Below are 25,245 nucleotides of genomic sequence, written 5' to 3'. Positions count from 1 at the left end.
GCTACATACAGGCAAAACACGAAAGTCGTAAAGAGGTTGGTGATTTGGTAGCTCCTATTCCGGGCGAAAGATAATTCCGGCTACCGGAGTCAGACCGAGTTGTTCGTGGTAGGCGGTTGTCAACGCGAGTTCTACACCTCCGTCCATAAGGTACCCTATGCCACCACTCACTTCCCGTCTACCCGAATCGACACCGATCCGCAGTACTACCCGTTCGGCCAGCGTGTATTCGATACCCATGTGGAACTGTAGACTCGTGCGTCCGGTATAGCTGACCTCTGCGTGTAGTGCTAGCTGCGCACCCGGTCGGTAGCCGATACCGAGTCGGTAGGTGCTGTAGGGTTGTTCGCCCACGAATGTGCGGTAGCTCGCGGCCACGCTCCAGTTCTCTGCCATCCGATAGCGTGCCCCCAGTCCGGCCGTTGCTGCTGACCGACCTTCGTGCTGTGGTACGGCCAGCATAGCCCCCCCGAGTTCGAGCCCAATATCCAGACGGTTCGTCAGGCTACGGCCATACATCCCCACTAGCGTAGTCTGCGCGTATCCAGCGTAGCCGTAGTGTGCTAGGCGCAGCCCGAATCCACCCGGCACCGCAAGGGCAATGCCCGCAAGTCGCAGGTCCGACAGGCCGAAACGCTGCTCTACGGTGGCGTTGCCGCTGAACTGCGCAGTACCGGCCAGTCCGGCGGGGTTAGTCCAGAGGGCAGCGGCGCCCGACTGGGTCAGGCCGGCACCGCCCAGCGCGCGGGTAGCTACGTCGGGAGGCAGCAGACCGGGCGACTGCGCATATAACAGGTTGCCAGCACATACCAGCAACCACCAGAAAGAACGCAAACGGATGGGTTTTAGGAATTCAAATATAGACCGCCGCACGAAAATTGCGGACCTTTGCTGCCATGACTGCCGCACAGACCGCCTTCCAACGCTTGCTCACCATCATGGACGAACTACGCGAGCAGTGCCCCTGGGACCGCAAACAAACGTTCCAGACGCTGCGCAAACTCACCATCGAGGAAACGTATGAGCTAGCCGACGAACTGCTCTCGGAAGATCTCGAGGGCATCAAGGAGGAAGTGGGTGATCTGATGCTGCATCTGGTATTCTACGCCAAGATCGCCTCCGAGCAGAAGGCCTGGGATATCACCGATGCGCTCAACAGCGTATGCGAAAAGCTGATCGTACGCCATCCCCATATCTACGGCGATGTAGTGGCAGACGATGAGGCCGCCGTCAAGCGCAACTGGGAGGCCATCAAACTAGCCGAGGGGAAGGGCAAGAAGACCGTACTATCCGGGGTCCCCACCGCGCTGCCGGCCGTCATAAAGGCGATGCGCATGCAGGAAAAGACCGCCCAGTTCGGTTTTGACTGGGACAATACGGAGCAGGTTTGGGACAAGGTGCGGGAAGAACTGGAGGAGTTCCGGCTCGCCGATACAGTCGCGGAGCGGGAAGCAGAGTTCGGCGATCTGCTGTTCAGCTTGATCAACTACGCCCGCTGGCAGGGCATCGATCCCGAGACCGCCCTGGAGCGCACTAACCGGAAATTTCGTCAGCGCTTTGAGTACGTAGAGCAACGGGCCGGACCGGGCGGACTGGAGGCGATGGACCTGCCCGCGATGGAGCAACTCTGGCAAAAAGCAAAAAACGAAGTATCTTCGCCGCCGCTTAGCGCGAAAGGCGGGTGACAAAACCAAGTCGCCGGCCCACTCGTTAAACACATCTAACCGGACTCACCGCAGTAGCAGCATGGACAAGATCGAGCTTAAAGTAATGGCTATTAGCCGCAGCGTCTCCCAGTCGCCCAACTACGCTGTGGTGCTGGGTGAGCTCGAGGGTACCCGTCGGCTCCCCGTCATTATTGGTAGTTCCGAAGCCCAGGCCATCGCCATCGCCATCGAAGGGATGAGCGGACCGCGCCCCATGACGCACGATCTGTTTAAGAATACGCTGGAAACGCTGCGGGCCGACCTACGCGAGATCATTATCAGCGACATTAAGGAAGGGATTTTTTACGCCCGCCTGGTGCTGGACCGCGATGGTGAGATCATCGAGGTAGACAGCCGCACCAGCGATGCGCTAGCACTGGCTACCCGCTTCGACTGCCCCATTTATACCTACGAGTTGATCCTGCAGAACGCCGGTATCGTACTCGAGGGTGACGAGGAGGAGAATATGCAGATGCAGGATGTTGCGGACAGCAGTGGCGGCGGCCGGTCGGATAAGCTGAGCAGCTATACCGTAGGAGAACTGAATGACCTACTCGAAGAAGTACTCAGCGAAGAAAACTACGAGCGGGCCGCGCAGATCCGTGATGAGATCAAGCAGCGCAGCAAGAGCTAGCTGTTCCTTAAGCCAGTTGCTCGACGGGGGTCTTTCGATCCACCTTACGGATCAGACCGGCAAGTATGCCCCCCTTTCCCCCTACTTCTACGAAGCGGTCAATGCCTGCCGCTAGCATGCACTCGATGGTCTGCGTCCACCGCACCGCTCCGGTAAGCTGCGCGATCAGCTTTTCTTTAATTTCTGTAGGGTCCAGGCTAGCCGCGGCGTCGATATTTTGGTACACCGGGCAGACTGCGGGATCGAAGCGGGTAGTCTCGATGGCTTCGCGAAGTTGCTCCCGTGCAGGTGCCATCAGGGGGCTATGAAACGCTCCACCGACCGGTAATGGTAGGACCCTCCTAGCCCCGAGATCGGTGAGCACCTTAGTGGCCGCTTCTATCCCCGCGACCGAGCCGGATATGACCAGCTGTCCGGGGCTGTTGTAGTTGGCGGGCACCACTACATCGGCGAGTTCCGCACAGGCTGCCTCGATCATAGCGTCGTCCAGTCCCAACACCGCAGCCATAGTTCCTGCCTCGGCCTCGGCAGCAGCCTGCATGGCCAGTGCCCGTTTGCTGACCAACCGCAGGGCATCGGGAAAGCTCAGTACACCGGCGGCTACCAGCGCGGAAAATTCACCCAGACTATGACCGGCCACCGCGTCGGGTGCGGGGGGTACTTCCGCCGTCAAATAAGCGATGATCGAGTGTACGAAGATGGCCGGCTGCGTGATCTTGGTCTCGCGGAGGGCTTCCTCCGTACCCGTAAACATCACATCGGATAGCGAATAGCCAAGTACGTCATTAGCCTGCTCGAAGAGTGCTTTAGCCTGTCCGCTGAGGTCATAAAGCGACTGGCCCATGCCGGTGAACTGAGCACCCTGGCCGGGGAATACGTATGCGGTCATATAACAATAAGTGTGGGGTGTATGGACGTGTGGCCGACAAGGTAGGGGACGTCCGCCATAAACGCGTCAGAACAGTTCGCTGTGGTACACTGCCGCTAGCGTCCGCCGTACTTTCGCCCCATGAGTCAGTCAAGCCTGCTGCGTACCACCGCCATTCTGGGAGCTCTGAGCGTAGGCATCGGCGCCTTTGCAGCCCACGGACTGCGCAGCCTGGTGGATCCGGCACAACTAGTCACCTTCGAGACCGGCGTACGGTATCAATTCTACCACACGTTCGCGCTGGGATTGGCTGCCGTAGCCTATACCCTACCGGCCGTGGATCCCAGAAGGATACGGCTGGCAGCCTGGCTGTGGTTGATCGGTATCGCGCTGTTCAGCGGCTCGCTGTACCTGCTCAGTTTGCGTGAGGTACACGGTGTGCCGGTCAGCTTCCTTGGACCGGTCACCCCTATTGGCGGACTATTCCTCATCGGTGGATGGGTCGCTCTTCTTTTCTCCCCCCGCCGTACCACCTAGTCTGGCTATTATGTTCCGCACCGCACACGCTGCTCTTGCCCTTACGCTATGCTGCACGCTGGTATCGTGCAATCGTTCGCTGGGCCCGCCTACGGTACAGCCGCAGTTCTACCCCATCACGCAGGTCACCGATACGCCCGCCACCGAAGCGGGGCGGGCCGTAGCAGCCACGATCTCCCCCTATTCCGCTCAGCTGACGGACCAGATGAACCGAGAACTAGCCGAGGTGGGGAGTCCGTTGCGCAAGGGGCAGCCCGAAAGTGGACTCGGCAATTGGGTGGCTGATCTCCTGTCCGAGGCGGCCACGGACCTCTTCCCGGACTACCCCATCGCCTTCGCCGTACAGAACTACGGAGGGCTACGCGTCAGTGAGATCGGAACCGGACCGCTACTCGTCTCGGAGATCTACGAGCTTATGCCATTCGACAACGAACTCGTCTTGGTAGAAGTGGATGGTGCTACCCTGCTATCCTTCGTCGACCTGATGATCCGGGATGGTGGCTGGCCGGTCAGCGCGGGCTTATCCGTACAGCGGCAGGACGAGCAGCTTACCGTCCTAGTACACAATAAAGAGATCGAGCCGACCGCCGCCTACTTCATCGCCGCCCCCGACTACGTAGCCAACGGAGGCAATGATGCGGCCATGCTAGTGGACCGGCCCCAGGTTGCCAGCGCGCGGATGGTCAGGGATCTGCTCATCGAGTACGCTGCCCAGGCCACGACTCCCATTACCGTGGTTTCGGACGGCAGCCGTTTCAAATTACAGCCATGACCGTAACGCGCCGCACCTTTCTCCACCGCGCTGCCGTAGGCGGCGGCCTGCTGCTGTTGCCCGGGCTTCTCCGCAGCGAAGTGGCTTCCCGAACGCCGCGCCTGACTATTCTACACACCAACGATTGGCACAGCCGGATCGATCCCTTTCCGGATGACGGAGGCCGCAACGCCAATCAGGGCGGAGCGGTACGCCGAGCGAACCTCATCGCGCAAGTGCGCAACGCGGAGCCCAACGTTCTGCTCTTCGACAGCGGGGATATCTTCCAGGGCACCCCCTACTTCAACTTTTTTCAAGGAGAGCTGGAGATGAAGCTGATGAGCCAGATGGGCTACGATGCCGGCACGATCGGCAACCACGACTTCGATGGCGGCATCGATAATCTGGCCACCCAGCTACAGCACGCTACCTTCCCCCTGCTGAGCGCCAATTACGACTTCAATGGTACACCCCTGCAGGACCGGATCGCTCCGTATAGGGTGTTCGTCAAGCAGGGTATACGCGTAGGGGTGTTCGGACTCGGCATAGAGCTGGACGGTCTGGTGCCGAAGTCGCTGTACGGAGCCACTGCGTACCAGGATCCCATCGAGCGGGGCAACGACACCGCCCGGCACCTGCGTACGCGCCAAAAGTGTGACCTCGTGGTGTGTCTGAGCCACCTCGGCTATCGCTACACCGGCAGCAAGGTGGATGACGTCAAACTGGCTGCGGCTTCCCGAGGCATCGACCTGATATTGGGCGGTCACACGCATACCTTTCTCGATGCGGCGGTAACGGTACCAAACGAATTGGGGGAGCCGGTGATCATCAATCAGGTCGGTTTTGGTGGCCTGCGGCTCGGGCGACTGGACATCACGTTTCCCGGGGGCGGGGCACGCCGGTGCGTTGCTTGTAGCAATTTGCGGGTATAAGTACGTGTAGGACGCGACCTGCTTATGCCATAATTGCCGGTACCTGACCCCACGGCAGGCGGACCAAATTTTTGCAATAAAAGTGGCACGATCTTTTGTCGGAGTGACGTTGAAAGTGTCATATTTGCTTTGCGCCCGAATCACTCCGGGTAGTTCGTCCTACCGAAGCCCTGGTCGTTGACCGACTGGTTACTGTCTCTGGATACTCACCTTACTCCAGATTTTGCTTGGTACAGACAGCTTACTGATCACTGAATATAGTCTTTACATCACCTGCGGCAGTGTTTACTGCTACAGGCCAGAACGTTTACTGTGCAACTGGGAACACAAATGGATCATGCTGCTGTCTGGGAAAAGTGCTTACTCATCATTCGCCAAAGCGTTGACCCACAGAGCTATCAGACCTGGTTTGCGCCCATCCGGCCGATCGCGCTGGCGACCAACGAGCTTACCATCCAGGTGCCCCACCGCCTGTTCTACGAGTTCCTGGAGGAGCACTATATCGACGTACTGAAGCGTGCCCTGCTGGCGGCACTAGGTACGGCCGGCCGCCTACAGTATCGGATCAAGCCTGCCCGTCAGGAAGCCAGCAACTTTCCCGTGGGCAAGAACGTCGGTCATCAGGCCCCTACCCCGAGCAACCCCTTCGTGATCCCCGGCATGACCCGCCCCCGGGTGGAGAGCAATCTGGACGGCAAGTACACCTTCGAAAACTTCATCGAGGGCGACTGCAACAGCCTGGCACGCAACGCTGCTAAAGCCGTATCCGATAATCCGAACAACACTGCCTTTAATCCGCTTGTCATCCACGGACCGGTCGGTTTGGGAAAGACCCACCTGCTCAAAGCCGTCGGTAACCGCATTACGGAGAAGTTCCCGCACAAGTCGGTGCTCTACGTGACCACCGATCAGTTCACTAACCAGCTGGTGACCAGCATCGGAAGCAACACCACCAACGAGTTGGTCAATTGGTATCAGAACGTGGATGTGCTGCTCGTAGACGATATCCAGCAGCTCATCAAGCGGAAGAAAACGCAGGATGTATTCTTCAACCTATTTAACGTGCTGCGGCAGCACAACAAGGCGATCGTCATGACCTGCGACCGCCCCATTATCGAGTTGGATATCGAGGAGCGACTGCGCAGCCGCTTTCAGTGGGGTCTTACCGCCGATCTGAGTGCCCCTGCTTTGGAAACCCGGATGGCTATTCTGGCCAGTAAGGCCAACGCCAATGAGGTCCTGATCGCCCCTCCGGTCATGGAGTTCATCTGTTACCACATTCAGAATAACATCCGTCAGCTCGAAGGAGTACTTAACAACCTGGTGCTCCATAGCGGAGTAAACAACGGCAAACAGATCGATCTGGAGCTGGCCCGCCAGGTGCTGAAGAACTTTGTCACGGAGATCAACCGGGAAGTCACTCCAGAGGTGATCCAGCGCACGGTAGCCGAGTACTATAATCTGGACGTAGAGAAGTTGGCCAGCGCTACCCGCCGACGCCACGTAGTGCTGGCCCGGCAGATCAGTATGTTTCTGGTCAAGCAGTTTACGGACGAGAGCCTGAAGGCCATCGGTCGGCTGTTCGGGGGTCGGGATCACTCTACGGTGCTGTACTCCATTAAGACGGTCCGCGACCTGATCGAGACCAACGACGAGATCAAGAACGACCTGGCGGACCTGGAGCGGCGCATCCGTGCCGGACAGGGTGACGGACCCGGCGAACTGTAGGTTTTGACCCAGGCGTGAGCAACCATGCATCGGGTGTGGGGTTCCCTTAGAAACGCCGCCATGCTGCGCTCGCTGCTTGCATTCTTTACGCTATTGACCACGCTCCTACTCCTAGCTTCCTGTGGTAAGACGGCCCACCTACAGGGCAAGGCACTCTACGTGACGCACTGCAACAACTGCCACCTCGAGGAAGGACAGGGCATTCGCCAACTGATCCCGCCCCTTGCGGGTGCCGACTATTTGCGCGATCATCCCGTCGAGGTCGTGCGGGGGATCCGCCACGGCATGCAGGGGCCAATGGTAGTAAACGGCGTGACCTACAACCACGAGATGCCCGGCAACATCGAGCTGACGGAGTTCCAGATCGTCAACATTCTTAACTACGTTCACACTTCCTGGGGCAACGATGTACCCCTGGTGACGGTGGAGCAAGTACGGGGGTATCTGGCGGAATAATTGCGTACTTTGGCCATCGTTCCACTCACTTGGTGCTACGCTATGGCTCGACGTTTCCTTCCCCTTTTTGCATTTTGTCTTCTATTCAGCTTCGCGGGTTGGGCGCAGACCGATCCCTGTGGATTAGTCTCGATCCTGAACAACGACGAACTGGCCATCTGCCAGGGGGACGAGGTGACCTTTCAGCTCAGCCTGCAGCTACCGGGCGCTACGATCAGCTGGTCGCCGGCCAGTGAATTCGGCGATCAGGTGAACGATTCCCAACCGACGATCGAACCGCAGTTCTCGGGCTTCTACCGCGTCACGGCCTCCGGCCCCGCCGGCTGCGTGCTCACGGACAGCGTATTTATCGACGTAGACCGCCTGGTGGTCCCGCAGCTCATCGACGCCCAGACAGTGTGCCAGGGGAGTCGGATCAATCTGCTGGATAGTCCGCTTACCGATACCGGTGATACCGAGTACGAGCTTCAGGGAGATGGACGCACCATAGTCACGGCTACCGCTCCTAACTTTCGCGTACAGGTCGACAGCGCTACGACCTATACCCTGATCGCGCGATCGGAGAATGGATCGTGTACTGAACGACAGACCGTACGGCTCGAGGTCGTAGACGGCTTCTTCGACATTCCTCAGGACACGATCTTTGCCTGCCTCGGTTCGGACTCGTTGGTCCTTACAGTTATCGATACCCCCGCGGTGGATCGCGTGATCACCTGGTCGCCGGACCGATTTAGCAACGGACGGCCTACGGGTAATCAGTTTGTGGTGCAACCGGTAGCGGACATCACCTACTTTGCCCGCACGACGATCAATGGGTGTGAGCGGGTCGACTCCGTTGCCGTACGGCTGGACAGTCTACCGCAGGATCTGGGTCTTACAGTCGACCCCGTCAAAGATCCCTACTGTCAGGGCGATACGTTTACGGTGCGCACGCCGACCTTCGACAATGGAGACTTTCCGCTGATTGAGTCGGAATGGGTGGTCGCGCCCGGGCTACAGTCACCCCGCGAGTTGCTAAGCGCGGTATTTATCGCGCAGGATACCGCGCTACTTACGCGGGTGACCCGCAACGGGGCGTGCCTCGATACGGCCCAGACGCTGGTCAATGTAGTAACGCCTCCGGTAGTCAGCTTTTCACCTATTGACCCAGTGGTATGTCCGGACGAGCCGCTGCAGATCACCGCCACGTTCGAGCAGGGGGAGGGCGAGCTGGAGTGGACCGATGCAATGGGTACCCTCAGTTGTACGGACTGCCTCAATCCGGTGGCGCGTGTCAGCAGTGATATAGAGTACACCGTAAAGGTGCTAAGCGGAGGATCGGCCTGTACCTCCGATCTCACGTATGCTATCACAGTAGATCCAGCGGTGAACCCCATCCTTACCGATGCGCTGACCCTCTGCCCGGGGGATTCCCGGCAGCTTATCGTAGGAAATATCGACTCGACCAGCACGTACCGCATCACCGGCGGCGGGGAGGAACTGACTGACCCCTTCGGCCTGGTCACCCCTACGGAAACTACGACCTATACGATCGAGTCTACCGGCGACTGCGGTACGTTCACTCAGGAACTTACACTGGTCGTAGGTGGTGCCTATACGGTCACGGCCTCCGGTCCGGAAACGATCTGCGCCAACGAAAATATTACCCTCAGCGCAGTAACTGATCCCGAAAACACAACGGGAACATTTAGCTGGACACTCCCCGGCGGGGTGGTACAGACCGGTCAGGAAATCACTGTTTCCGATCCAATTCCCGGTACATACGTAGTCACCTTCCGCGATGCAGCTGGCTGTGGCTCAGCGACGGACTCGATCAGCGTCACCATCCTTGACGACGACATTTTACCCATCATACAGGGTACATTGGAAGATGGCTCGATCGTGCCTACCAACGGCACTGTGTTCGCCGGCAGCACTATAGAGCTTAGCGTAACCAATCTACCCGTCGACCGGAACTACAGCTTCGCCTGGGAGGGCAACTACGATCCAACCTCCGGAACCGGCGACCCCTTGCGGGTGAATTTACCTAGAACACTAGACGGCCAGCAGCCGGAGAATCTGTCCTACACCGTGACCGTCACGACGGATGAAGGAGGATGCACCTTCGAAGCCCGCTACTTCCTGAACGTAGAGCAGTCGCAGGTGCAGGTCCCCGACTTCTTTACGCCGGACAACGACGGACGCAACGATCGCTTTCGCCTGTTTTTCAACGGACAGATCAGCGACTACACCATGATCGTCTACAACCGCTGGGGCCAGAAAGTATTCACCAGCAACGACCCCCTAGAGGGCTGGGACGGCACAAAGGACGGCACACCACAGAACGCCGATGTATACCTCTACCTCGCTAAATTTCGTCAGGACGGTGCGGAGCTACAGGAGGAAGGTCAGGTAAGCCTGATCCGGTAGTGGCCGGCGACAATCAGAACGATCTGGTTGCGACAGAGGCTCCAGCTTCTACCGTCGCGAAACCCAAGTGGCTGAGAAAACTGGAGCGGGAAAGTTGGCAGGCGGAACTCATCATTTCGGGTGCGGCCATTCTAGGTAGTCTGCAGCTTCCGGATCTGCTAGAACAGGCAGAAGTATACTGCCTGCTAAATTTCGACCGGGATACGATCTATGTGGCCTATATCGCCATGATCTACTGGCGCATACTGATCTATTCCCTGATCGCGGCCTTCGTCTTTCATTTCGTGGTCCGGGCATTGTGGATCGGCATGGTGGGGCTGAACTCCGTGTACACGGAGGGCTTCAAACCCAACAAGCGGTTTGCGGAGCACTACCAGGAAAAGCTTAGGGAGGAATATGGCGACATCGATGGTTTTATCCGGCGGCTTGACCGGCTCGGTAGCGGGGTCTTCGGGGTAAGTTTTGCTACTGCCCTGGTCTTCTTTAATTTCGGACTTATCGGCTCCCTGGTGGTGTACCTCCACAGCTGGCTAGTGTCCTTCGATCTACCGCCGAGGTGGATTTTACTGGGTTTGGGGCTTCTGTTTTTACCGGTGTTCCTGCTCTCCCTTGGATCCATGATCCTACAGTTGAAGCAATTCAAAAATGGAAAGATCGCACGGCGCTACCTGTGGCCGATCGCTCATATAGTTTCGCGCATCACCTACTTGGTGGCGCGCCGGTACGTCATAACTTCCAGCAACCTCGTCACATCGTACCATGCAGATAATAAGTCGTTCGGACGCTTCGCCATCGGTGGCTTCATAGTTTTTCTAGTACTGGTAATGGCTACGATCTTCAACGCGCGCTATACCTCTTATTTCATCGATCCGGTGTATCACCGCATGGGAAGCGATTCGACCAGGCTGCTTACAGCGTATGCGGATGATCTGGCCTATACCGGTATCTACGTGCAGCCGGAACTAGACGAAGTCACGCGCTCGTCGGTGAGCTTCTGGATACCGGCACCGGAACGCGAATGGGTCTATCTGGAACGACAGTGCAACGTGCCGGAGGCATCGGACGAGCTGGAGCGAATGGAGCAGCGTGTCATCAACCGTCAGCGTATCATAGACTGCGCCCGGCGTTTTTACCGCATATCCATCAACGGAGAAGAGATCACCGACTACAGCATCAAGCGGCAAAACCGGGTGAACGAAGCCGCCGCACAGGTCGGCTTCGGCGTGTATGCTGCAGTTGGCGAGCTTCGTCCTGGTCCCAACCTTATCGAAGTGGTCAGTTCATACCCCCACGACGAAACCGGTCTGCCTCGTATCACCTACACGCCGTTTCACTTTTCGCCGGCGCAATAACGCACCCTACACCCTTGCGTATAGAATTCCAAACGTTTCGTATCTTTGCGCCCACTTTGAAACGTCCCTGTGGCACCAACGGGTGCCATTGCGGTTCAAATCGTATACCCTATGTCCACTCCCGCAGCATTTGTCTTACCTCTTAAGGGGCTTGGTAAAGGATTGTACGAGTACGATCTAACCATCGATCGCGCGTTTTTTGCCGAGTTCGAGGAGAGCCCGATCCAGCAGGCGCAGGTTGAGCTTCACCTTACGGTCGATAAGCAATCGCGGGAAATGGTGATAGACTTTGACTTCACGGGCACCGTCAATACGTCCTGCGATCGCTGTCTGGCGGCCATCGATCTGCCCATTGCGGACCGGCGGCAGCTCATCGTGCAGTTCGCCGCCGAGTCTGAAGATCAGGTAGATGATGGAGACATTGTGTACCTGCATCCGGATACCAATGATTTCAACCTGGCCCCCTTCGTCTACGAAATGGTGGTGCTGGCGGTACCGATGATCAGCGTCTACGATTGTCGGGAAGGGCAGCCTCCCTACCCCTGTGACGAAGATCTGCTCAATCGGATCGAGGCGTCCTACGCAACGGCCGAGGATGCACCACTGGCAGACCCAGGGGACGAAGCAAAACCTAGTCCCTGGGACGTTCTGAAGAAACTGAATAACAACAATTAAAGCGTTTACATTATGGCACATCCTAAATCCCGGATCTCGAAGCAGCGCAAGCGTAAGCGTCGTACCCACTACAAGGCCACCGCTCCCACGCTGACGACCTGCCAGACCACCGGCGAAGTGCACCAGCCCCACCGGGCCTATACCGACAGTGAGGGCAATATGTACTACAACGGCAATTTGCTGGTGAAGGCCCCCGAGCTGGTAGTAGAATCGGAAGAAACTACGGAGGACGAGGACTAGGTTCCCGTCCGACTGCTTAATCAACCACATCCGCCCGCTGGCATACCGCCAGCGGGCTTTTCGTGTTTGCCCTACAGCGGCTATCTTGCGCGCAAACCCCGCCCATGCCAAAACAGATCATTCAGACCGACCAGGCCCCTGCCCCCGTCGGTGCATACAATCAGGCCACCCTGGCCGGTAACGTCCTCTACGTCAGCGGACAAATCGCACTACACCCCGCATCCGGCGAGCTGCTCACCGGCGACATTGAAACCGAGACCCGCCGGGTGATGGACAACCTAAAGGCCATAGTAGAAGCTGGCGGTAGCAGCATGGCTCAGGTATTGAAGTGCGAAGTATTCGTAAGCGATATGGAGAACTTCGGTCGCATCAATACGGTCTACGCTACGTACTTCGAGGAGGCCACCGCACCGGCGCGCGCGCTAGTACAAGTGGCGAACTTACCGAAGTACGTCAACGTTGAAATCAGCTGCATCGCGCTAGTCGACTAATTCACTGGCTGCCTATGATCACGTTTCTCCGTTTTGCCCGCGCCCACACCATCGTAGGTACTACCCTATCGCTGCTGGCGCTTTACCTGATGGCCTGCCGCCACCTGCATACGAGCGACTGGAGCATGTTTGCCCTCACGCTCTTCAGTTGCCTGTGCGCCAATGTGTTTATCACGGGGCTGAATCAGCTGACGGACGTAGAAATAGACCGCATAAATAAGCCCTACCTACCCCTGGCGAGCGGCGCTTACACGATGACTACGGGCTACCTGATCGTAGGCCTGTGCCTGATCGCCTCCCTGGTTACCTGCTTTGTCTACCCCCCCTTTTTACCGGCCACCGTCGTGGCTAGCCTGTTGATCGGCACGGCCTACAGCGTGCCTCCGGTGCGGCTGAAGCGCTTTCACTTCTGGGCGGCGTTCTGCATTATCGTGGTGCGTGGCCTGATCGTCAATCTCCTTCTCTACCTCCACTTTCGGTGGTGGTTGGGGGAGAATGCCGTTATACCGGATACCGTCTGGCTACTCACCGCCGCGGTGTTCTCCTTCGGTATCGTTATTGCCTGGTTCAAGGACCTGCCGGATACGGAAGGAGATGCGGCTTACGGGATCCGAACGCTATCCCTGGTCAAGAACCGCCGGTGGGTATTTCGAGTCGGCGCGTGGGTATTTCGGGCTACGCTAATAGGGGTAGCCTTCTTTGCGCTACGCGAACAGCTGCTTGGCATCTGGGTCGGGCAGCTCCTGCTCCTGATCGGTTTTGAGCTAGCGGCCAGAAAGCTCGATCTGGACCAGCAGTCCAGCATCGCGCGGTTCTACCAAAACATCTGGCTCTTATTTTTTGCCGAATATGGGGTGTTCGCCGCTTTCGGCTAGACTGTATTCGTCCCCTCTGCCCTCCCCTACCAATATCTACCCCATGCAAGCCCCCCTACCCAAGAAAATCCCTACATCCCTAGTCCTGCACGGTGACTCCCGAACCGATGACTATTACTGGATGCGGGAGCGCGAGAACCCCGAGGTGATCGCCCACTTGGAAGCAGAAAATGCCTACTTCGAGGAGCAGACTGCGCACCTGCGCGATTTCCGCGAACAACTGTTTCAGGAAATTAAGGGACGAATCAAGGAAGACGACAGTAGCGTACCCTATACCAAACGGGGCTACGTCTACCGGACTGGCTACGAACTCGGCGACCAGTACCCTCGCTACTACCGCACCCCCGTAGATGGTGGGGAGGAAGCACTGATGTTCAACGTAAATGAGATGGCTGAACCCTACGACTTCTACAACATCGGGGGGCTGAACGTAAGCGACGACAACCGCTACGTAGCCTACGGTGAAGACACCATCAGCAGGCGCATCTATACCATCCACATCAGGGACTTACTGACCGGACAGAATCTGCCGGACCAGATCCCCAACACCACGGGCGGCAGCGTCTGGAGTGCGGACGGACAGTACCTCTTCTACTCCGTCAAGGACGAAGCGCTACGCCCCTACAAGATCATGCGGCACCGGCTGGGAACTGCCCCGCAGGACGATGCCGTAGTGTACGAAGAGACGGACGAAACGTTCCGGGCCTATGTGTACCGCAGCAAGTCGCGCAAGTATATCATCATCGGATCGGCTCAAACCGTCAGTACTGAATACCGATTGCTACAGGCTGATGATCCGCTCGGAAAACCCCGTATGTTCCAGGCGCGCGAGCGGGATCTGGAGTACGGGATCGAACACCTTGACGACCACTTCTACGTACTCACGAACTACCGGGCCAAGAACTTTCAGTTGATGGTCACTCCGGAGGACCAAACCGAAAAGGAACATTGGAAAACGGTCATACCCAACCGCCCTGATGTGCTGCTGGAAGGCGTAGAACTGTTCCGCGACTACCTGGTACTGAGCGAGCGGCAGAACGGCCTGACCAAGCTTCGCGTACGGCCCTTCGATGGCGAAGAATACTATCTAGACTTTCAGGATGCAGCCTATATGGCCTATACCAGCGTCAATCCGGATATCGATAGCCATGTGCTGCGCTATGGGTACCAGAGCATGACCACGCCGCCCACCACCTATGACTTCGATCTGCGCACCCGCGAGCAGGTACTGCTGAAGCAGCAGCCGGTACTGGGTCAGTTTAGCCCGGACGACTACCGTAGTGAGCGGGTTTGGTCGGAGTCGCGCGACGGAATCAAGGTGCCGCTGAGCATTGTGTACCACAAGGACACCCCGCGCGATGGCAGTGCAGCCCTGCTACTGTACGCCTACGGTAGCTACGGCCACAGTATGGACCCCAGCTTCAGCATCACCCGCCTGAGTCTACTGACCCGGGGCATGATCTTCGTCATCGCGCACATCCGAGGGGGTGAAGAGATGGGTCGGCAGTGGTACGAGGACGGCAAGCTACTCAAGAAGAAAAACACCTTTTACGACTTTATCGATGCCGGGGAATGGTTGGTCAGGCACGGCTATACGAGTACGGACCGCCTTTATGCCATGGGGGGTAGCGCCGGCGGCCTGCTGATGGGCGTAGTGGCTAACCTGCGTCCAGATCTATGGGCAGGTATCGTGAGTCAGGTGCCCTTCGTCGATGTGGTCACTACGATGCTGGATGACACTATACCACTCACTACCGGTGAGTATGACGAGTGGGGCAATCCCAATGAGGCGGAGTACTACCACTACATCAAGTCGTATAGCCCCGTCGACCAGGTAACAGCCAGGGACTACCCCAATGTGTTGGTGACCACCGGCCTACACGACAGCCAGGTGCAGTACTGGGAGCCCGCCAAGTGGGTAGCCAAACTGCGCGAACACGCGACCGGCACGAGTACCATCCTGTTTCATACCAATATGGAGGCCGGTCACGGGGGGGCGTCCGGTCGCTTCGAGGCGATTCGCGAGGTGGCACGTGACTATGCATGGATGCTGGATCAGGCCGGCCTGGCGGACGAAAAAACTCCCGCCGGCGAGGAAGCGCGGGGCGGGAGCGAAGCCTAAATACGGAATGACTAACAAGTAAACGAGATCAGATGCGCCGGGCGCTACTAGCTAAGCGATCGGTCAGCTGCGGTTTCAATAGGGTCAGGGCATCAAAAATTAGCAATTCGTTGGTCGGGAAGGGCACGGGTTGGCTACCGATGCGTCGGCGGCTATCGGACGTCAGCGCCCGCTCGTCTCCCCGGAAGGTGCTGGCGTAGTGCTCGAACACGGCTTCAGCGCTTAGTTCGTCCTCGTCCAGCAGTCGACCGGTGTGCAGGTCGAGCAGCTGTACGCGACCGGTAACGAGGGCCGACTTCTGCTGTAGCACCTCAAGGACCTGCGCCTGTACGACGACGACTCGTGGCTGGGTGATGTCGTTACCTAAGCTATCCTTGGCGACATTGCCGCGCTCATCCAGTACGTACTCTTCCCCATCGGTAATTTTGCGCTCGTCTACATAGCTGCGCTCCGAGAGCTGATCGGCACTCACCCGTATATCGCGGAGGACGATGCGCGCACGGTAGTCGTACGAGCGATCGGATCGCGGCTCGGTGTCGAAGGTGCGCCACTGATCATCTAGTTCAGACACCCGTACGCGAAGTACTTCATCGGCAAGTTCGCGGGGTAGGTAGGCACCGCTTTCGTTGACCAGCTCCAGGGTGATGTATACCTGTCCGAGTTGCTCGGCTTCCCGGCTCAGGGTAAATGCATCGCGGTAGTTTGCGTCGTACGGCCGGATGCGCCCGAAAGAGCGATAAGCAGCCCGGGCGGCGTCCTTATTCCCCTTGCGACCCGCACTCAGCTGCGCCGCCCCCTGTCGGTACAGCTGCTCGGCGGCCTGTTTGGCGGCATCGGCGACTAAGCGTTCCACCCTGACGAAGCGAAAATTGGCCTTGCGCCCGTTCTTATCGATCAGGGGCAGGAGTGGCCGCAGGGCGTTCTGCCGGCGCATGATATTGTCGTACAGGTCGTGGACGCGGACCCAGTCCGTAGCATCCGACCGCACCATAAAGTCGGCGCGGTTCACGTCCGCTTCGTTGGCCCGGTTCACCGCTTCCTCCAGAGCGGCTACGTACTTAGGGTTCTTCTTTTGCTTGCCGGTCAGCTTACGTTGCGCTACCTCGATGGCTTGCTCGTAGTTGCCGAATTCTACGAGGGTCTGTACGGACGTACAGCCGGGCGCCAGCACCAGTAGTCCCAGCGCAAGGAGCAACGGAGAGAGGGGCGGGCGTTTCATGTCGTATACGTTTACGACAAATTTAGGCCGGCACCCTGCGCGCGGATACTACGGTAGGGTTAAGATGAATTAAGGTTTGTTAATGCTGCATGGGCAGGAAAATTTCCCCCAGCATGCAGCGGGCACTCCCCCCACCGTAGCGTTCGATGGTACCCAGGTCGCTATGCAGGATGCGGGTACCGGGCGGTTCCAGCAGGGCATCAAGCTGGGCCTGATCGAGTGCGGCGTGCGCGGAGGTAGACATCACCCACAGCGGGCCCTGCGCGGTCTCTACTTCGAGCATGTTGCCCGCGAACTGGTCCATCTGGTCCTGGGACAAGCCCACGATCCGCTTGCCGGATAGTGCAAGACTATCGGTGACCTTAGACTTCTCTCCAGCATCCGTAATGGCATCCAGGCAGATGACGGCGTGGGTAGTTCCCAGAGCCATCATTACGTTGGTATGGTAGATCACCGCGCCCCGCTGGTCATAGCCATGAAAGGTGATGGGCTTGTAGTCCATGCGCTCACACCATGCATGGACGGCCTCCGGACTACAGCGCTGGGAGATGCAGGCGTACGCTATGCGCGCTGTACGATCGAGTAGTAGGCAGCCCGTGCTTTCCAGGTAGCGCTCCTCCGCTTCCCAGGACGACAGATCGATATGATCGCTGATCGTACACCGCTCCCCCAGTTGCTCGATCACGTCCGTGCGACGTTCCATGCGGCGTTGCGGCCAGAAGGTCGGATAGGTCACGAGTACGCCATCCGCATGGGTACTGAACCAGTTGTTCGGGAACACGGCATCCGGTTTTACGGGACTAACGGTATCCTCGATGACGGTCACCTGCACACCCGCCTCCCGTAGCAGAACGACGAATTGATCGAACTCCGCTACCGCGCGCTGGCCGATGGCCGTAAAACTTTCATTGGCTACGACCTCCTGAAAGGAATTGTCGGCAACGGTCTCGCTGGCGCGGGCAAAATTAGCCGGGCGGACCATGAGTAGGTGGTGGGTGGTTTGCTTCTCCATAGGGGCTTGCTACCCTGACGGGCGGCGCTGTACTTTACACGCAAATGTAGACCATGAAGTACCTACCCCTGCTCCTTGTCCTGTTATTTGCTTGTCGGGACAAGCCCCGGATAGATTACGAGGCCCAAAAAGCAGAGGTATTCGATCACGCCGCGGTGGTCGGCCCCCACCCCCTGGCCACTGAAGTTGGCCTCGACATCCTACGACAGGGTGGCAACGCCATCGACGCAGCCGTCGCCGTCCATTTCGCTATGGCAGTCGTTTATCCCCGTGCCGGCAATATCGGCGGGGGTGGATTCCTGGTCTACCGCCCGGCATCCGGCGAGGCCATCACGCTGGACTATCGCGAGACTGCCCCCGCAGCCGCCAGTCGCGACATGTACCTAGACTCCGCCGGCAACGTAGCGGATGGCCTCAGTACCCTCGGGCATCTTGCCGTTGGCGTACCGGGCACCGTAGCCGGCATCGCCAGTATGCACGAGCGCCTCGGCAGTCTGCCCTGGGATGTCCTGGTCCAGCCCGCCATCGACCTGGCCGTAGGCGGCTACCACCTCAGCGCCTCGGAAGTAGACCGCATCAAACGCTACCACGCCGACTTCGCCGCCCAGAATACCACTACCCCGTTTTCCGACACTACCGTAGTGCCGGGGTCGCAGGTGCAGCAACCGGAGCTGGGGGCCACTCTGGTCCGTATCCAAACGGACGGACGCGACGGCTTCTACCGGGGTGAAACAGCTGCTCTCATCGCCGCCGAGATGCGCAGCGGCGGCGGACTTATTACCGTAGAAGACCTGGCAGCCTACCAGCCCAAATGGAAAGCCCCCATCAAAAAAGAGTACAAGGATTACACCATCATCTCCATGCCCCCCAGCAGCAGCGGCGGCGTTGCACTGGCGCAGATGACCGAGATGCTCGAAGACTATCCCCTGGCGGAGTACGGCTTTCAGAGCCCCCGCGCCACGCAGCTTACCGTGGAAGCCATGCGGCGCGCCTACGCCGACCGGGCGGAGTACCTGGGCGATAGTGACTTCTACCCCGTGCCCGTCGACAGCCTGCTCGACGATGCCTACCTGCGTGACCGCATGGCCGACTACCGCAGCGATACTGCCGGCACCAGCACCGCCATCGTAGCCGGCCTGATGCCCATGAAGGAGACCTTCGAGACCACCCACATCAGTATCGTAGACAGCCTCGGTAATGCCGTCAGCATCACCACCACGCTGAATGGCAACTTCGGCAGCAAGGTCATGGTAGACGGAGCCGGCTTTTTTCTCAACAACGAAATGGACGACTTTAGCGCCAAGCCCGGCGTGCCCAACATGTTCGGCCTGGTCGGTAAGGAAGCCAACGCCATACAGCCCGGTAAACGGATGCTCTCCAGCATGACCCCCACTATCGTAGAGCGGGAGGGTGAGCTCTTTATGGTCCTCGGCGCACCGGGTGGATCTACCATCATCACCGCCGTACTACAGACCTTTCTCAACGTCGTGGAATTCGGCATGGACCTGCCCGAGGCCGTCGGAGCACCCCGCTTTCACCACCAGTGGCTACCCGATCAAATTCTGTACGAGTCCGCGGCACTGACCGGCGGTACCATAGACAGCCTGACCGCCCTCGGCTACCAATTTCGTGAGGTAGAGTCGATGGCAGTGATTAAAGCCATCCTGGTGTTACCCGACGGCCGGCTCCAGGCCGCAGCCGATCCCCGCAATGCGGACGATGATGTAGCCGGCTACTAGTTGAGCGACCGTAGGGCCTCTCCGATCCGTTGTACGGCCTGCTTTAATTGCTCCTCGCTAGCTGCGTAGCTGATCCGCAGACAGCTCGGTGCACCGAAGGCGTCTCCAGTCACGGTGGCCACGTGGGCGTTCATCAGCAAGTACTCAGCCAGGTCATCGGCATTGTTGATCGTGTACTCGCCGCTAGACTTTCCGAAAAAGGCGCTGACGTCCGGGAAAATGTAGAAGGCGCCCTGTGGTCGGTTCACTTTAAGTCCCTCGATTTGCTCCAATCCCTCGATAATCAGTTCCCGACGCCGGGCAAAGGCTTCCTTCATTGCCTTGGTGGGCCCTAGGTCGCTATTAAGCGCGTGCGCACCGGCGTACTGCGCGATACTATTCGCTCCGCTGGTGCTCTGTCCCTGCAGCTTGCTGCAGGCGCTGGCGACCTCCTGGGGTGCACCCAGATAGCCCAGGCGCCAACCGGTCATCGCAAAGCCCTTTGAGAATCCATTCACGGTGATGGTCCGGTCCTTCACTTCCGGAAACGTACCGATACTGGCGTGCGCACCCGTGAAGTTGATGTGCTCGTAGATTTCGTCGGCCACCACGTACAGGTCGGGGTAGTCGGCCAGCATCCGGGCGATGGCGCCGAGCTCTTCGGAGGTATAGACCGATCCCGTAGGATTACAGGGTGAGGAGAACAGGATGAATTTGGTGCGGTCCGTGATGGCTGCTGCAATGTCGGCAGGACTCACCTTGAAGTCATCCTCGATGCCCGCACCTACGATGACGGGCTTGCCCCCGGCCACCTCCACCATAGCGGAGTAGCTGACCCAGAACGGCGCCAGAATAATGACCTCATCTCCAGGGTTCAGTAGCGCATAGCAGACGTTCGCGATACTCTGCTTAGCCCCGGTACTTACCACGATCTGTCCTGGGGCATAGTCCAGTCCGTTCTCGCGCTTAAACTTGTCCGATACGGCCTTCTTCAAGTCCGCGGTACCCGGTACGGGGGTGTACTTGGTCAGGCCCAGATCGAGGGCTTCCTTAGCCGCCTGCTTGATGTGCTCGGGGGTATCAAAGTCTGGTTCACCCAGGCTCAGGCTGATCACGTCATGGCCCTTAGCCTTCACCTCCCGGCCCAGCTGGGCCATGCGCAGCGTAGCGGATTCTTCCATTTGTAGTACGCGATCGGAAAGCAGGGAGGTCGTGGTAGCCATAGGTGGGTTGATTTCGCGGGCCAAGATACGATAGCCACTCATCGATAGTTAGGTCTGCCGCGGCCGCAGGTGCAAAGATTTTACCGATGTGGAGTCGCTAAAGCTATATTGGCCGTCATGTCACAGGTATCGATCGGTTCAACCAAGCCCAGGCTCAGCTTCTGGCAAATTTGGAACATGAGTTTTGGCTTCTTGGGGATTCAGTTTGGCTTCGCGCTACAGAACGCCAACGTCAGCCGCATCTTCGAAACACTGGGGGCTTCGCAGGACGAGCTACCCATCCTCTGGCTGGCCGCCCCCGTGACCGGCCTACTCGTACAGCCCATCATCGGCTACTACAGCGACCGTACCTGGAGCGAGCGTTGGGGCCGCCGGCGACCCTTCTTTGCCGTAGGCGCTCTACTGGCTACGGTTGCCTTGTTCCTCATGCCCAACTCCACGGCCCTCTGGATGGCCGTGATCATGCTCTGGCTACTCGATGCGTCCATCAACATCAGTATGGAACCCTTCCGGGCTTTCGTTGGCGATATGCTACCGAATGAGCAGCGGACCAGTGGATTCGCCATGCAGAGCTTCTTCATCGGCACCGGAGCGGTGATCGCCTCGGCCCTCCCCTGGATACTCACCAACTGGCTGGGCGTCGAGAACACCGCACCGGACGGTGCTATCCCGGACGCCGTACGGCTATCTTTCTACCTGGGTGGCGTGGCCTACTTCCTGGCCGTCATGTGGACGGTGTTCAATACCCAGGAGTACCCGCCTGACGATCTTACCAAGCTGCGGGAGGAAAACGCTGCGGTAGGCATTTTCGACGGCATCAAGGAATCCTTCCTGGGTATCTTTCACATGCCGAAGACGATGGTGCAGCTGTCCGCCGTACAGTTCTTTAGCTGGTTTGCGCTGTTCGCCATGTGGATCTATATGACCTCCGCGGTGACCAGCTATGTGTACGGTACTACCGACACCACCTCTGCAGTATACAATGAGGGGGCCGACTGGGTGGGCGTGTGCTTTGCCGTTTACAACGGAATAGCGGCCCTGGTGGCCTTTGTACTGCCGGTAGTAGCCAAGCGTATAAGTCGCCGGATCACCCATCTGCTAGCGCTGTTCTGTGGTGGTCTGGGGCTGCTCTCCGTACTCTTCATCAGCGACGCTAATCTGTTGTTGATCAGTATGGTTGGCGTGGGTATTGCCTGGGCTAGCATTCTCTCCATGCCCTACGCCATCATCTCCAGTATACTTCCGGCCAATAAGATGGGCTACTACATGGGGGTGTTCAACTTCTTCATCGTCATTCCGCAGATCGTAGCGGCGGGCATCCTGGGCTTCATTCTGCGCACCTTTTTCGGCAACGTATCCATCTACGCGCTGGTGATCGGCGCCGTGTCCTTCTTCCTGGCCGGACTACTCTGTCTGATTGTAGATGACAACGACGTAGTGGTCGATTTCGCCGTACCCAAGAACGCCATCGAACCGATCACCTAGACCGTGACCGCCGACATTAAACTATTCCGAGCCAGTGTGGGAAAAACACCACCACGATTAGGAGCAGCACTTGGATAATCAGGAAGGGCACGATACCCCGGTACAGGTGACCGGTAGTCACCTCCGGCGGAGCCACCCCCTTCAGATAGAAGAGTGCAAAGCCGAACGGTGGGGAGAGGAAGCTGGTTTGTAAGTTGATTCCCAGCAAAATACCCAACCAGATCAGGTCCGTCCCGTAGGCTACGAAAACCGGCGTCACGACCGGTACGATGATGAAGACGATCTCGATGAAGTCGATAAAGAAGCCTGCCACAAACACGACGACCATCACGAGGGCCAGGAACTGATATTCCGGCAGGTCACTACGCTCGATCAGGCTGACCAGGAAACGGTCACCCCCCAACTCCCGAAATACCAGGGAGAAGGTCGTAGCCCCCAGGAGAATCATAAAGACCATACTTGTCAAGTGCGTCGTATCCCGACACACCTCGCGGGTCACCAACCAGCTTAACCGGCCCTGCATCCAGGTCAATAGCACCGCACCGGCGGCCCCGACCCCCGCAGCTTCCGTCGGTGAGGCAACGCCGGCCAGGATACTACCTAGTACTGCGACGATCAGCAAAAGGGGCAGAAATAAACTCTGCAATACGCTGACCATCAGTGCCCGGTTCCATATGAGCTCTTTATCCGCTGGAGGAAATTTACTAGGTTGTAGTACACCCAGGACTAGAATGTAGACGATGTATGCGCCTACCAGCAAGAGGCTCGGATAGAGGGCCGCACGGAAGAGTCCACCGACACTGACCTGCAGCACGCTGCCGAGCAGAACCAGTACTACCGACGGGGGAATGATCTGCCCCAGCGTACCGGAGGCCGCAATCACTCCCGTAGCTAGAGCGGGCGGGTAACCCCGGCGCAACATGGGGGGCAGGCTGATCAGTCCCATCGTGATTACCGTAGCTCCGACAATACCCGTCGATGCGGCCAGCAGCGCACCCACCACTACGACCGAGACCGCCATACCACCCCGGACCGATCCGAACAGACTGGCCATACTATTGAGCATACGCTCGGCAAGACCGCTTTTCTCCAGCATGATGCCCATGAAGACGAAGAGGGGGACAGCCAGCAGCACCGCATTATCCATCACACCCATCACCCGGTTGGGGAGTAGCGTAAGGACATTGATGTCCAGGAAACAGAATGCGTAGAGCAGGCTCAGTCCGCCCAGTGTGAAGGCGACGGGGTAGCCGTACAGCACCAGTAAAAAGATGCTGACGAACAGGATGAGCGCTATAACTGCTAGGCTCACGTGACGCTGGCTTGGCGCTCCTTCCACAACTGCGCAAGTCCCTGTACAAACAACAGGGCCGCGGCGAGTGGCACGACCGCCTTGATGGGAAAGAAGTAGGGGATGCCGTTCGGATTAGGACTCCCCTCCCCCGCCCGCCAGGCCTCGGCGGCGTACTGCGAGCTGGTGATGAACAGTACGGCGGCCCAGGGTAGCAGGAAAAGGAGGGTACCGATCACGTTTACCGTGCGCTTGTCCCGGGGCCGGAAGCGCTCGTAGAACAGGTCTACCCGTACGTGACGATCCTGCTGCAGCGCATACGGTATTCCCAGCAAGAAAACGAGTGCGAAGAGGTGCCATTCCAGTTCGATCACCCAGGCGGCGGTAAGGGAAAATGTCCAGCGGAGGAAGACATCCACTACCACCAATACGATCAGCACCAGGTTGAGGTAGCCGGCGGCGGTACCCAGGTACGCTACGAGCCGTTCCACGTGATGGATCAGCCTACGCATCAACTAACAGTTGACGGGCGATATCGGTAGCATGGGGAGAGGTAGCCTCTACGGTACGCACCGGTTTGTTTTCCTTGCGTTCGCCATAGTGCGCGTAGGCTTTATCGTAGTAGACCAGCGCGATCCGGCAGGCGGTGGCGAAGTCCTGCTGCTCCAGCGCTTCCAGGGCACGTTGCAGGTGCTGTCCGCCGAGTTTCTTCCGTAGCCGCGTGAAGGCTGCAGCTAGTCCTTCGGGGGGATAGCCAGCGTAGTCGCGCACGAGATTATCAACCCGCCAGTCTAGCGGCTGCCGGAGCTCTACGGCGGGTGCCGTCACTAGCCGGTCGTAGAACGCATCGGGTTGGCATACCCGTCCGATGAGCCGGCTCTCGTCTTCGACCCACACCGGACGATCGGTAGGCAGTACGTGCAGCGCGGCGAACAGCATGTTCTCGAAGGCTTCGGAACTGGGTTGCGGATCTTCGCCGAGTGATCCGAAGGAGGACCCCTTGTGATTAGCCAGCCCCTCCAGATCCACGACCGAAGCGCCTAGCTCCCGCAGGGCAAGCAGCACCCAGGTTTTGCCGGAACCGGTCGGACCGCTCAGCACCCGCAGCTCGTGCGGACTCTCGGCCAGATACTGCCGCGCGTAGGCCCGGTATGCTTTGTAGCCGCCAGACAGCTGACTGACCTGAAATCCCGCCTGCTCTAATAGCCAGCCGACGCTGGCACTACGCTGACCGCCGCGCCAGCACTGCACCACTACGCGGTTGGACGGGGCGGCGGTTCTGGCTTGTTCCACTAGTGGCCGCATCTTGTTGCCTACCAACTCGAGTCCGCGCAGTAGGGCCGCGTCGGGGCTCGTCCGCTTGTATAGGGTGCCCACCTCTGCCCGCTCCGTATCATCGAATAGCGGTAGGCTTACGGCCCCGTCGATGTGTCCCTGCTGGTACTCCGCAGGACTGCGCACATCAAGTAGGGTGTACTGGTCCTGTTGGGTGAAATACGCTGCGGGACTGAGTTGATTCAT

The 25,245-nt window shown here is 58.5% G+C and carries 24 protein-coding genes; 16 read left to right on the top strand and 8 right to left on the bottom strand.

The window, feature by feature from the left end; translation table 11 throughout:
* Positions 1-54: 54 nt before the first annotated feature.
* Positions 55-834, bottom strand: a complete 780-nt coding sequence (locus MJQ68_RS06970) for an outer membrane beta-barrel protein (RefSeq protein ID WP_238750310.1) — start codon at positions 832-834, stop codon at positions 55-57.
* A gap of 62 nt (positions 835-896) precedes the next feature.
* Between MJQ68_RS06970 and mazG the strand changes: the two genes are divergently transcribed.
* Together mazG and MJQ68_RS06960 are read left to right on the top strand one after the other, a co-directional pair.
* On the top strand, positions 897-1,685 hold the full coding sequence (mazG, locus tag MJQ68_RS06965) for a nucleoside triphosphate pyrophosphohydrolase (RefSeq protein ID WP_238750309.1): 789 nt from the start codon (positions 897-899) through the stop codon (positions 1,683-1,685).
* A gap of 85 nt (positions 1,686-1,770) precedes the next feature.
* On the top strand, positions 1,771-2,340 hold the full coding sequence (locus tag MJQ68_RS06960; RefSeq protein ID WP_238750308.1) for a bifunctional nuclease family protein: 570 nt from the start codon (positions 1,771-1,773) through the stop codon (positions 2,338-2,340).
* A 7-nt stretch (positions 2,341-2,347) separates the two neighbouring features.
* Here the strand turns inward: MJQ68_RS06960 and fabD are convergent, their stop codons facing one another.
* The gene (fabD, locus tag MJQ68_RS06955) at positions 2,348-3,229 is read right to left on the bottom strand and encodes an ACP S-malonyltransferase (protein WP_238750307.1); all 882 of its coding nucleotides are present in this window, start codon (positions 3,227-3,229) and stop codon (positions 2,348-2,350) included.
* A 120-nt stretch (positions 3,230-3,349) separates the two neighbouring features.
* On the opposite strand from fabD, the gene MJQ68_RS06950 reads away from it, so the two are divergent.
* From MJQ68_RS06950 to MJQ68_RS06895, 12 genes are all read left to right on the top strand, one after another.
* Complete coding sequence (locus MJQ68_RS06950; protein ID WP_238750306.1) at positions 3,350-3,745, top strand: DUF423 domain-containing protein; 396 nt, start codon at positions 3,350-3,352, stop codon at positions 3,743-3,745.
* Positions 3,746-3,755: 10 nt separating this feature from the next.
* On the top strand, positions 3,756-4,517 hold the full coding sequence (locus tag MJQ68_RS06945; protein ID WP_238750305.1) for a 5'-nucleotidase C-terminal domain-containing protein: 762 nt from the start codon (positions 3,756-3,758) through the stop codon (positions 4,515-4,517).
* Entirely contained in the window at positions 4,514-5,428 is a 915-nt protein-coding gene (locus MJQ68_RS06940) for a bifunctional metallophosphatase/5'-nucleotidase (RefSeq protein WP_238750304.1), read from the top strand. Before MJQ68_RS06945 ends, MJQ68_RS06940 begins: the two co-directional genes overlap by 4 nt.
* Positions 5,429-5,758: 330 nt before the next feature.
* Positions 5,759-7,156, top strand: coding sequence for a chromosomal replication initiator protein DnaA (gene dnaA, locus MJQ68_RS06935; RefSeq protein ID WP_238750303.1), 1,398 nt, complete (start codon positions 5,759-5,761; stop codon positions 7,154-7,156).
* 60 nt (positions 7,157-7,216) lie between these two features.
* Complete coding sequence (locus MJQ68_RS06930; protein ID WP_238750302.1) at positions 7,217-7,612, top strand: c-type cytochrome; 396 nt, start codon at positions 7,217-7,219, stop codon at positions 7,610-7,612.
* A gap of 42 nt (positions 7,613-7,654) precedes the next feature.
* On the top strand, positions 7,655-10,021 hold the full coding sequence (locus tag MJQ68_RS06925; protein WP_238750301.1) for a T9SS type B sorting domain-containing protein: 2,367 nt from the start codon (positions 7,655-7,657) through the stop codon (positions 10,019-10,021).
* Complete coding sequence (locus MJQ68_RS06920) at positions 10,021-11,373, top strand: hypothetical protein (protein WP_238750300.1); 1,353 nt, start codon at positions 10,021-10,023, stop codon at positions 11,371-11,373. The genes MJQ68_RS06925 and MJQ68_RS06920 overlap by 1 nt, the downstream gene beginning before the upstream one ends.
* Positions 11,374-11,484: 111 nt before the next feature.
* Positions 11,485-12,048, top strand: coding sequence for a YceD family protein (locus MJQ68_RS06915; protein WP_238750299.1), 564 nt, complete (start codon positions 11,485-11,487; stop codon positions 12,046-12,048).
* 12 nt (positions 12,049-12,060) lie between these two features.
* A complete protein-coding gene (gene rpmF / locus MJQ68_RS17910) occupies positions 12,061-12,288 on the top strand; it encodes a 50S ribosomal protein L32 (protein ID WP_253073860.1) in 228 nt (75 codons plus the stop codon).
* 104 nt (positions 12,289-12,392) lie between these two features.
* Positions 12,393-12,779 carry a Rid family detoxifying hydrolase gene (locus tag MJQ68_RS06905; RefSeq protein ID WP_238750298.1) on the top strand — a complete coding sequence of 129 codons (387 nt, stop codon included), beginning with the start codon at positions 12,393-12,395 and terminating at the stop codon, positions 12,777-12,779.
* Positions 12,780-12,793: 14 nt separating this feature from the next.
* Positions 12,794-13,654, top strand: a complete 861-nt coding sequence (locus tag MJQ68_RS06900; protein WP_238750297.1) for a homogentisate phytyltransferase — start codon at positions 12,794-12,796, stop codon at positions 13,652-13,654.
* Positions 13,655-13,697: 43 nt separating this feature from the next.
* The gene (locus MJQ68_RS06895; protein WP_238750296.1) at positions 13,698-15,776 is read left to right on the top strand and encodes a S9 family peptidase; all 2,079 of its coding nucleotides are present in this window, start codon (positions 13,698-13,700) and stop codon (positions 15,774-15,776) included.
* 28 nt (positions 15,777-15,804) lie between these two features.
* Here MJQ68_RS06895 and MJQ68_RS06890 read toward each other — a convergent pair whose 3' ends face one another.
* A complete protein-coding gene (locus MJQ68_RS06890; RefSeq protein ID WP_238750295.1) occupies positions 15,805-16,995 on the bottom strand; it encodes a hypothetical protein in 1,191 nt (396 codons plus the stop codon).
* A gap of 79 nt (positions 16,996-17,074) precedes the next feature.
* A complete protein-coding gene (ctlX, locus tag MJQ68_RS06885; protein ID WP_238750294.1) occupies positions 17,075-18,007 on the bottom strand; it encodes a citrulline utilization hydrolase CtlX in 933 nt (310 codons plus the stop codon).
* Between the two features lie 53 nt (positions 18,008-18,060).
* On the opposite strand from ctlX, the gene ggt reads away from it, so the two are divergent.
* A complete protein-coding gene (gene ggt, locus MJQ68_RS06880) occupies positions 18,061-19,746 on the top strand; it encodes a gamma-glutamyltransferase (RefSeq protein ID WP_238750293.1) in 1,686 nt (561 codons plus the stop codon).
* Here ggt and MJQ68_RS06875 read toward each other — a convergent pair.
* Entirely contained in the window at positions 19,743-20,948 is a 1,206-nt protein-coding gene (locus MJQ68_RS06875) for a pyridoxal phosphate-dependent aminotransferase (protein WP_238750292.1), read from the bottom strand. The two genes, ggt and MJQ68_RS06875, sit on opposite strands and share 4 nt — an antisense overlap.
* A 117-nt stretch (positions 20,949-21,065) precedes the next feature.
* On the opposite strand from MJQ68_RS06875, the gene MJQ68_RS06870 reads away from it, so the two are divergent.
* Positions 21,066-22,433, top strand: a complete 1,368-nt coding sequence (locus tag MJQ68_RS06870) for an MFS transporter (RefSeq protein ID WP_238750291.1) — start codon at positions 21,066-21,068, stop codon at positions 22,431-22,433.
* A gap of 16 nt (positions 22,434-22,449) precedes the next feature.
* Here the strand turns inward: MJQ68_RS06870 and MJQ68_RS06865 are convergent, their stop codons facing one another.
* The 3 genes from MJQ68_RS06865 to mnmH are packed head-to-tail and all read right to left on the bottom strand — an operon-like array spanning position 22,450 to position 25,245.
* Complete coding sequence (locus MJQ68_RS06865) at positions 22,450-23,745, bottom strand: TRAP transporter large permease (RefSeq protein ID WP_238750290.1); 1,296 nt, start codon at positions 23,743-23,745, stop codon at positions 22,450-22,452.
* Positions 23,742-24,236: a TRAP transporter small permease subunit gene (locus MJQ68_RS06860; RefSeq protein WP_238750289.1), complete on the bottom strand. Its 495-nt coding sequence runs from the start codon at positions 24,234-24,236 to the stop codon at positions 23,742-23,744. The genes MJQ68_RS06865 and MJQ68_RS06860 overlap by 4 nt, the downstream gene beginning before the upstream one ends.
* The gene (gene mnmH / locus MJQ68_RS06855) at positions 24,229-25,245 is read right to left on the bottom strand and encodes a tRNA 2-selenouridine(34) synthase MnmH (protein ID WP_238750288.1); all 1,017 of its coding nucleotides are present in this window, start codon (positions 25,243-25,245) and stop codon (positions 24,229-24,231) included. Before mnmH ends, MJQ68_RS06860 begins: the two co-directional genes overlap by 8 nt.

The sequence above is a fragment of the Neolewinella maritima genome (genome assembly GCF_923081025.1).
Taxonomy (GTDB): domain Bacteria; phylum Bacteroidota; class Bacteroidia; order Chitinophagales; family Saprospiraceae; genus Neolewinella; species Neolewinella maritima.
The sequence above is the reverse complement of the archived record's forward strand: the minus strand, read 5'-3'. Positions and strand labels throughout refer to the sequence as shown.

Coding starts and splice junctions, on each gene's coding strand:
- MJQ68_RS06925 (WP_238750301.1), top strand. CDS start 7,655: ATGGCTCGACGTTTCCTTCCCCTTTTTGCATTTTGTCTTCTATTCAGC.
- mazG (WP_238750309.1), top strand. CDS start 897: ATGACTGCCGCACAGACCGCCTTCCAACGCTTGCTCACCATCATGGAC.
- mnmH (WP_238750288.1), bottom strand. CDS start 25,245: ATGAATCAACTCAGTCCCGCAGCGTATTTCACCCAACAGGACCAGTAC.
- ggt (WP_238750293.1), top strand. CDS start 18,061: ATGAAGTACCTACCCCTGCTCCTTGTCCTGTTATTTGCTTGTCGGGAC.
- MJQ68_RS06940 (WP_238750304.1), top strand. CDS start 4,514: ATGACCGTAACGCGCCGCACCTTTCTCCACCGCGCTGCCGTAGGCGGC.
- MJQ68_RS06860 (WP_238750289.1), bottom strand. CDS start 24,236: ATGCGTAGGCTGATCCATCACGTGGAACGGCTCGTAGCGTACCTGGGT.
- fabD (WP_238750307.1), bottom strand. CDS start 3,229: ATGACCGCATACGTATTCCCCGGCCAGGGTGCTCAGTTCACCGGCATG.
- MJQ68_RS06890 (WP_238750295.1), bottom strand. CDS start 16,995: ATGAAACGCCCGCCCCTCTCTCCGTTGCTCCTTGCGCTGGGACTACTG.
- ctlX (WP_238750294.1), bottom strand. CDS start 18,007: ATGGAGAAGCAAACCACCCACCACCTACTCATGGTCCGCCCGGCTAAT.
- dnaA (WP_238750303.1), top strand. CDS start 5,759: ATGGATCATGCTGCTGTCTGGGAAAAGTGCTTACTCATCATTCGCCAA.
- MJQ68_RS06930 (WP_238750302.1), top strand. CDS start 7,217: ATGCTGCGCTCGCTGCTTGCATTCTTTACGCTATTGACCACGCTCCTA.
- MJQ68_RS06905 (WP_238750298.1), top strand. CDS start 12,393: ATGCCAAAACAGATCATTCAGACCGACCAGGCCCCTGCCCCCGTCGGT.
- MJQ68_RS06945 (WP_238750305.1), top strand. CDS start 3,756: ATGTTCCGCACCGCACACGCTGCTCTTGCCCTTACGCTATGCTGCACG.
- MJQ68_RS06915 (WP_238750299.1), top strand. CDS start 11,485: ATGTCCACTCCCGCAGCATTTGTCTTACCTCTTAAGGGGCTTGGTAAA.
- rpmF (WP_253073860.1), top strand. CDS start 12,061: ATGGCACATCCTAAATCCCGGATCTCGAAGCAGCGCAAGCGTAAGCGT.
- MJQ68_RS06950 (WP_238750306.1), top strand. CDS start 3,350: ATGAGTCAGTCAAGCCTGCTGCGTACCACCGCCATTCTGGGAGCTCTG.
- MJQ68_RS06875 (WP_238750292.1), bottom strand. CDS start 20,948: ATGGCTACCACGACCTCCCTGCTTTCCGATCGCGTACTACAAATGGAA.
- MJQ68_RS06870 (WP_238750291.1), top strand. CDS start 21,066: ATGTCACAGGTATCGATCGGTTCAACCAAGCCCAGGCTCAGCTTCTGG.
- MJQ68_RS06895 (WP_238750296.1), top strand. CDS start 13,698: ATGCAAGCCCCCCTACCCAAGAAAATCCCTACATCCCTAGTCCTGCAC.
- MJQ68_RS06900 (WP_238750297.1), top strand. CDS start 12,794: ATGATCACGTTTCTCCGTTTTGCCCGCGCCCACACCATCGTAGGTACT.
- MJQ68_RS06960 (WP_238750308.1), top strand. CDS start 1,771: ATGGCTATTAGCCGCAGCGTCTCCCAGTCGCCCAACTACGCTGTGGTG.